General features: G+C 45.6%; 8 protein-coding genes and 1 pseudogene. 6 read left to right on the forward strand and 3 right to left on the reverse strand.

Features of this window, described 5'->3' with window-relative positions; all coding sequences use genetic code 11:
* The 3 genes and pseudogenes from JMN32_RS27330 to JMN32_RS10570 form a co-directional block, all read right to left on the reverse strand.
* Positions 1 to 473 (reverse strand): annotated as a pseudogene (locus JMN32_RS27330) (transposase); the annotation flags it as partial.
* A gap of 83 nt (positions 474 to 556) precedes the next feature.
* The gene (locus tag JMN32_RS10565; protein WP_202856304.1) at positions 557 to 1129 is read right to left on the reverse strand and encodes a hypothetical protein; all 573 of its coding nucleotides are present in this window, start codon (positions 1127 to 1129) and stop codon (positions 557 to 559) included.
* Between the two features lie 3 nt (positions 1130 to 1132).
* Positions 1133 to 1483, reverse strand: a complete 351-nt coding sequence (locus JMN32_RS10570; RefSeq protein ID WP_202856305.1) for a helix-turn-helix domain-containing protein — start codon at positions 1481 to 1483, stop codon at positions 1133 to 1135.
* Between the two features lie 162 nt (positions 1484 to 1645).
* Here JMN32_RS10570 and JMN32_RS10575 point away from each other — a divergent pair, with 162 nt between their 5' ends.
* The 6 genes from JMN32_RS10575 to JMN32_RS10600 all read left to right on the forward strand — a co-directional run bounded on the left by JMN32_RS10575 (position 1646) and on the right by JMN32_RS10600 (position 6312).
* Entirely contained in the window at positions 1646 to 3226 is a 1581-nt protein-coding gene (locus tag JMN32_RS10575; protein WP_202856306.1) for a hypothetical protein, read from the forward strand.
* A 95-nt stretch (positions 3227 to 3321) separates the two neighbouring features.
* On the forward strand, positions 3322 to 4284 hold the full coding sequence (locus JMN32_RS10580; protein ID WP_202856307.1) for a tyrosine-type recombinase/integrase: 963 nt from the start codon (positions 3322 to 3324) through the stop codon (positions 4282 to 4284).
* 17 nt (positions 4285 to 4301) lie between these two features.
* Positions 4302 to 5219 (forward strand): tyrosine-type recombinase/integrase, encoded by a 918-nt coding sequence (locus JMN32_RS10585; RefSeq protein WP_202856308.1) that lies wholly within the window; start codon positions 4302 to 4304, stop codon positions 5217 to 5219.
* A gap of 207 nt (positions 5220 to 5426) precedes the next feature.
* Entirely contained in the window at positions 5427 to 5663 is a 237-nt protein-coding gene (locus JMN32_RS10590; RefSeq protein WP_202856309.1) for a hypothetical protein, read from the forward strand.
* A 96-nt stretch (positions 5664 to 5759) separates the two neighbouring features.
* Positions 5760 to 6005 carry a hypothetical protein gene (locus JMN32_RS10595; protein WP_238354431.1) on the forward strand — a complete coding sequence of 82 codons (246 nt, stop codon included), beginning with the start codon at positions 5760 to 5762 and terminating at the stop codon, positions 6003 to 6005.
* Positions 6006 to 6009: 4 nt separating this feature from the next.
* Entirely contained in the window at positions 6010 to 6312 is a 303-nt protein-coding gene (locus JMN32_RS10600; RefSeq protein ID WP_202856311.1) for a type II toxin-antitoxin system RelE/ParE family toxin, read from the forward strand.
* Positions 6313 to 6658 lie beyond the last annotated feature (346 nt).

Below are 6658 nucleotides of genomic sequence, written 5' to 3' on the forward strand. Positions count from 1 at the left end.
TCTGAGGCGATTAAATGCTTTCCAAAAACCTTCGCGAGGAAATTGCTCAGCCTTTGCCTGCAATGCTGATATTATAGGCTCATCATTCTTAATAGACTGATAATAATATACCGATTTGGCTAGATTTAGCACACGGCACGCCCTGCTGATGCCACAGTTCAGTTCCTTCTGTACTTCTTTAACGAGCTGCTTTTTATGACAGGGCTTTAAAGCTTTTTTTCTATAATCTCTTTAGCAAGTTTGAGATCAAGGGCCAGTTCAGTATACATATGTTTTAACCTTCGGTTTTCTTCCTCAAGGTCCTTCAACTTGCGAAGCTCTGAAGCTTCCATTCCGCCAAAGCGCTGACGCCATTTGTAAAATGAAGCCTGGCTAACGCCGTGTTCACGACTGATCTCTGCTGCCGTTTTTCCTGCATCAAACTCTTTTAAGATGCTGGCAATCTGCTGGGGTGAAAATCTTTTCCTTTTCATAAAAACAGTTCAAATTTAAGTTGTTTTCTCTACTTTTAAACTGTCCTATTTTCGGGGGTGCTTACACTTGTTAGTGTGTAGTTTTATTTAAAATTTTTAGCAACTTCAAGATTAGTGGTTAAGGTTGATACCTTAACTTTTTTAGAGTAGTATTTTTTATTAAACGTATCAGTAACCAAGACTTTGAGAGTACTGTTTTTGTTCAGATCGTTCAGAAAAGCATTGTGTAGAGAACTTATTGAGAAGTTGTATGAATATTGCTGACCAGGTTCTAACCGCACTGGAAATGATCCTGTGTTAACAATTGGATACCAGTAACGTTGATTATCTATTTTTTGAGAAGTTCGAATAGAAATATTTTTTATGAATTTGTTTGAAGGGCTTGTATTAGTGACTACAACAGTAAATTTAGGATCCCCCGTTTCTAATTGGCTTACACCGACAGTTTGAATGAATTGTTGATAGATTGTAGTTTCAACTTTAATATTAGCAAAGCGCCTTTTTGTCCAAGAGAACGAAGGTTTAAATACAAAATTGATTAAAAAAGTTAGTAGGGCGATAGTAGCGGAAATTGTAGCAATACTGATTGCTATATTGTGCTGGTGAAACAGGAGGCTGACATAGAAGTCCCAGGTTTTTTCGAAAAAACTTAACATAGACTATTGCGCCAATCTTTGAATATGCTTTTTAGTAATAAAAGCATCGATAAGTTTTTTGATAACATTCCTATCCTCTTCGTCCATCTCTTCAATGGCCTTAAACTGGTTGATCAGTTCAGGGTCAGAGAGCTTGGTTTTAGCCTTTTCAGAAGAAGAGCCATAGATCAGGAAATCTGGTGAAACTCCTAAAGCATCCGCAATGGCCGTTAAAGTTTTGGCCGGTGGCTGAGCGTCCTTGGTCTCATACCTTCCTATCTGCGCATAAGAAATACCAACCCTGTCGGCCAGCTCCGATTGCGACATGCCCATCTCTTTCCTTAGTTGTTTTATTCTGTCCCCAAGACTGCTCATAATATTGCTTAAATAGAGTGTTTGAAGGGTAAAAGTAGCAAAAGAGCGGCAGAATCACCAGTTTTATGCTACATAAACGAGATATTGTGCGGCAAATTGATTGGAATTAGTTTTGCTTTTTTGTAGCATTGTGCTGCAAATATGTAGCAAAAATATTTTTTTATGGCAAACCAAAAAAACACATCATTCAACACCGCGAACCCCGACCATATCACCTATGAACACCCACCCTTGGAAATCACCGTACTAGGCGGCATCCGCCTCGAAGGGCTGGACAGGATGCGCGCCACCCTTAAAATCAAATCAGAAGAGCAGCAAGCCATCCGGCACAACCTCGACCTGTACAACAACATCCAAGTAGAAAAACTCGTCCGGAGAGTAGCCGAAAGACTGGAAACCGGCACCAGTATAGTAAACGAAGCACTGGCCAGCCTGACCGAAGCCCTTGAAGACTACCGGATGCATGAAATAGAGCGCATAGCATCCGCAGGTCACAACCAAAAGAAATACCTTACCCCCGAAGAGACCAAAGCCGCAGAACTCTACCTGTCAGCCCCGAACCTGATGCAAAGGACAATGGAAGACATAGGCCGTGCCGGCGTGATCGGCGAAGAAAACAACCGCCTGTTAATGTACCTGATCTTTACCAGCCGCAAAAGGACAAGCCCCCTGCAAGTCATTAGCCTCGGCAGCTCCGGCATAGGCAAAACCCACCTACAGGAAACCGTGGGCGCACTGATCCCCGAAGAAGACAAACTCGAGATCACCACCCTGAGCGGCAACGCCTTCTATTACTTCGGCCAGCACGAACTAAAAAACAAACTCATCCTGATCGAAGACCTTGACGGAGCCGAAGACGTACTTTACCCCTTGCGCGAGATCATCAGCAAAAAGAAAGTGACCAAAACCGTAGTCGTAAAAAACACCAGAGGCGAAACCAAAACCATCACCCTGAAAGTAGAAGGCCCCGTATGCGTAGCAGGCTGCACCACCCGCGAATCCATCTACGAAGACAACGCCAACCGCTCATTCCTGATCTACATAGACGAAAGCAAAGAACAAGACAGGAAAATCATGGACTACCAGCGCGCTGACTCAGCCGGACGAATAGACAAAGCAGCCCAACGCCACATAGCAGAACTACTGAAAGACACCCAACGCATCCTGAAACCCGTGCAAGTCAGGAACCCCTACGCAGAATCCCTTCACATCCCCGAAGAAGTATTCAAACCCAGAAGAACCAACGCCCACTACTTAGCCTTTATAGAAGCCGTCACCTTCTACCACCAATACCAGCGAGAAAAGCAATACGACAAAGAAACCGGAGAAGAATACATCGAAACCACCCTTGAAGACATCGAAGCCGCCAACCACCTGATGCAGGAAGTATTACTACGCAAATCAGACGAACTGAACGGCGCCACCCGCAGCTACTTCGAACAACTGAAAAGATGGCTGACAGAAGAAGACAAAAACAGCTTCACCAACATATCCGCCCGACAAGCCCTGAGAGTCAACGCCAGCAACCAGAAACGCTACATGATCGCCCTGCAGGAATGGGGACTGGTACGCAAAATAAAAGGAGACAAAAAGAACGGTTACGCCTACGAAGTCACCAGCCACGAAGACCAGCACCAGCGGACAAAAAAGATACAAAGCATACTGGATGAGATAGTTACCACCCTGAAAACACAACAAACCAAAGGGAAGCAGACCAAGAAGCCCGAAAGAAGTTCAAAGTAAAAAATGAACCACATAAAAGCCAAAACAAGCAGCAAACCCATAAAACCGAAGAAGTTCACCCCAAAACCAAAACACATACCGGAGCAAAATTAAAAATGAGAAAACTACCCCTTCAAACCCCAGCCTTCCGATACCTCGAAAAGAGCTACGGCCAATGGCTCGACATACTAGGCTACGCCCCAAGCACCGTAAAAACATTCCCCACCTACATCCGCGAGTTCCTGCACTATATGGAAAAGAACGGCTACACCCAAATTAACCAGATAGACATCCCCATGATCAAAACCTATTACCAGGCACTCTCCCAAAGGAGCCACCAGCGGCAAGGCGGTAGCCTCTCCAACAACTACCTGAATGCCCACCTGAACGCCATAGACAGACTACTGGAATACCTGCGCAAACAAGCAAGGATAGAGATCCCCCCGTCAGGCATCCCCAAAGAAACCCCCAACCCCGAAACCATTACACCCCTCACTTTAGCACAGGTAAAAAAACTCTACCAAGCCGCCGACCTGCGGGTAGAAGCCCAGGAAGAAACCTATCACCGTTCCGACCGTCCCGCCCTTGCCCTTCGGGACAAAGCCCTGTTGGCCGTATTTTATGATTGCGGACTACGCAGGACAGAAGGCGAAAACCTGAACCTCTCAGACCTCCATTACGACAGCCGTTTGCTGGAAGTAAGAAAAGGCAAAGGCGGCAAACCCCGCTTTGTACCCCTAAACCAAAGCGCAGCAAACCACCTGCAAAACTACCACTATGAAGGCAGGCCAGTATTAATGCGCACAGGAACAGAAGACGCCTTTTTCCTGAACTACAAAGGACAAAGGGCGGGCGGCAACCTCTTAAACAACCGCCTGAAAGCACTGCAACACTACAGCGGGGACACCACCCTGCAACAAATGCCGTTGCACCTGCACGTCCTGCGGCACAGCATCGCCACCCACCTGCTATACCACGGCATGAGCCTCGAACACGTGTCCCGCTTCTTAGGCCACGCCTCACTGGAAAGCACCCAGGTTTACACACACCTTGTCGAACAAAGCTTTGGCGAAGGTTGACTTAATGGAAAAAGTTTATGGATAACCAGCAATTATATACCACATACCTGCAAAATAGAGGCTGCTCAAAAAGCACGATCGACAGCTACCACCATTTTTGTGAACACTTTATCAGGTGGGCAGAAAACAAACATATGGAAATAGAATATATTACCTACAGTGAGTTGTTGGACTATATAGCCAGCCGGAAAGGGAAAGTGACCCAAAAAACGATACAAGGCTGCATGATAGCCATAACCCACTACTTCGAAGCGCTGGTACAAACAGAAGTCATAGACCAAAACCCTGCCCGTTACCTTGATATTAAAGCCCCCAACAACAGGAAGCTATACGCCATACTCAGCCGTCAGCAACTCGACAACCTGTACCACAACTTTGATATCAATGCCAGCCGCAAAACAAAACCTACCGCCAAAGCCTCGGCCATACGCAACAAAATAACCGTTGGGCTAATGGCCTTCCAAGGCCTTGACAGCACCGCCCTGTCACAACTCAGGGTACAGGATGTAGACGTATTGGGAGGGAAAATAACCGTAAAAAGCAGCCGTACCCATGCAGGCAGAAACCTCGCCCTGCAAGCCGTCCAGATCATAGAACTAGACCGCTACATCAACCAGACCCGACAAGAACTGCAATACCACTTTAAGCAGGAAGACAGCGACCAATTACTGGTTACCGGCTACGCCCATTTTAACCAGTCCCTGCGAAGGCTTCCTAAACGCCTGCGCAAGCAAGAGCCACAACTGCAATCCCTGCGACACATCCGCGCCAGCGTGATCACCCACTGGCTGCGACAATACAACCTGAGAGAAGTGCAATACATGGCAGGCCATAGAAAAATACTAAGCACCGAACTCTACCAGCGCAACGACATCGAAGGCCTACAGGCAGATATTGACCGCTTCCATCCAATGAATAGAAAAGAAGAAGAATAAAAAAGAATAGCCATGACCAGTAAAAGCAGAAGCCCATAGGCAAAGAGCATTGAATTAGATAATTTTACTTCCAAAAGCCACAATAAGCACGTTTGCTATAAAATTAAACATACCCGCTATGCTTCTAGTCAGGAAACGATCTAGGCCGCCCATTGTGGCGCGGTGGAAGGGCTAAGGCGGGTTCTTTAACTTCCAAAAGTCACAAAAATGAAAACATTAAACCTTATCGAGCTGCAAGAGCTCAAAGAACACATAGAAAACAACTACGCTGGCGACTATGCCGCACTAAGCCTTGAATTATCCAAAGCCGTTTACCTGCTCCATTACCTTGAAAATGATGAGATATGCCGCCACGATGTGCAAGGCACCTGCTTTGCATTGCAGCAGCTAAATGAGTGCTTCCACCATGCACACCACCAGCAATGGCAGCAGCAATTTGAATAGAGAGCCAGAAGAAAGCCCCTGCAATGTGTAGGGGCTATAATGAAACCAAAAGTAAGAATGAAAATGTTATCTTTACATAAATCAAAACAAGGTCATATGGATATCCAGTCAGAAAAGCTTTTTCTAATAGAGCAACTTGCGAGAGTTCAGGATCTTAACATTATTGCCAGAATTAAAGCAATATTGAAAGAAAGCGGTGAAGCTACAGTTGGTTATAAGGGAAATGGAGAAACTATTAACCAATCTGAACTGGTTGCCCGCGCTGAAGCCTCTAACCAATCTATAAAAGAAGGGCGCACTAAAAGCATTGAGCAACTTCGGAAAGAGGCAAGGAACTGGTAATTAAATGACTGTAGAACTAACTGATCTTGCCGAAGAAAGCCTTCGGGAGATACACTGCCGTTTTCCTAAAAGTAAAGCCCAACAGGTAGTAGATAAAATATTGGATAGGGCAGCAACATTGTCCACCCTTGCCAGCAGAGGTCGTATAGTTGAAGAACTCCGCAACCTTAACCAAGGACATCGTTTTGTTCTTGAAGGAGATTATAAGATCATATATCTACAGGAGGGAGAAACTGTTTATGTTACGGACATCTTCAACATGAGTAAACATCCTGAAAATATCAGAAAGAGATATCTGTCACGCTAAAAACCCACCGCACAAATCCACCCGCCATGATGGTAAATGTTTTTGGTCGGGCATTTAGCCACTCCCAAAAAACAGCAAGGTAAAATCGGTGTTCGTCCGCTGCTCTCTCAGACTGCGCTTGCGTAAAAAGCAAATCCCCGCGCCTTAAACCGTTACACTATTTAGCCGACACACAAGGCCGATTTGCTTTTTACTCCACTTGCTTCGTTGCGCTGCTCCTCACGGCTGTTCCTATTTTTATTTTTGATTGATTGATGAGCCTCCGGCAGGTAGGCAAAAATAAAAATCCACAGCCCGTGTTATTGCTCGCCTTCGCTCCTCAGTCAGACACAGCCAAGCCGTCCCG

Origin of the sequence: Fulvivirga marina, assembly GCF_016775155.1 — a bacterium.
In the GTDB taxonomy this organism is placed as follows: domain Bacteria; phylum Bacteroidota; class Bacteroidia; order Cytophagales; family Cyclobacteriaceae; genus Fulvivirga; species Fulvivirga marina.